The organism is Cobetia sp. 29-18-1 (assembly GCF_029846405.1).
Lineage (GTDB): Bacteria > Pseudomonadota > Gammaproteobacteria > Pseudomonadales > Halomonadaceae > Cobetia > Cobetia amphilecti.
This window is the reverse complement of sequence record NZ_JARWKS010000051.1, coordinates 1-539: the sequence shown is the minus strand read 5'-3', so window position 1 is coordinate 539 and position 539 is coordinate 1. Positions and strand designations below refer to the sequence as shown.

Annotated in this window: 1 protein-coding gene; it reads left to right on the top strand. The window is 66.8% G+C overall.

Annotation, left to right across the window (positions count from 1 at the left end):
- A partial coding sequence (locus tag QD208_RS17575; RefSeq protein ID WP_279837683.1) for a VCBS domain-containing protein occupies positions 1–539 on the top strand: 539 nt, incomplete at both ends.

Genomic DNA, 539 nt, shown 5'->3' with positions numbered 1-539 from the left:
GACATCGCGATCCTCGATACCGCGCCGGTCGCCAACGCCGACGCCCGCAACATCGGTGAGGACAGCACCACGGCACTCGACGGCAACGTCATCGACGGCGCCAGCGACACCGCCGACACCCTGGGCGCGGATGCCACCAGCGTGACCAGCGTGACCAGCGTCACGCCGGACGGCGGCAGTGCGTCCGACGTCACGGCAGATGCCGCCGCAGTCGTCACCGGCAGCTACGGCACGCTGACCCTCGAAGCCGACGGCAGCTACAGCTATGTGCTCGACAACAGCAATGCCGAGGTCCAGGGCCTGGATGACGGCGCGTCACTGACCGACGTCTTCAGCTACACGATCACCGACGCCGATGGCGATGCCTCCAGCACCACGCTGACCATCACCGTCGACGGCTCGACCGATGGCGTGCCGACCATCACCTCGCTGGATGACCAGTCGGTCACTGAGGCGACCGGCGGCACCGTCACTGACACCTTCCAGGTGGAAGCGGATGCCGGCATCGCCAGCGTCACCGTGAATGGCACTGATATCAC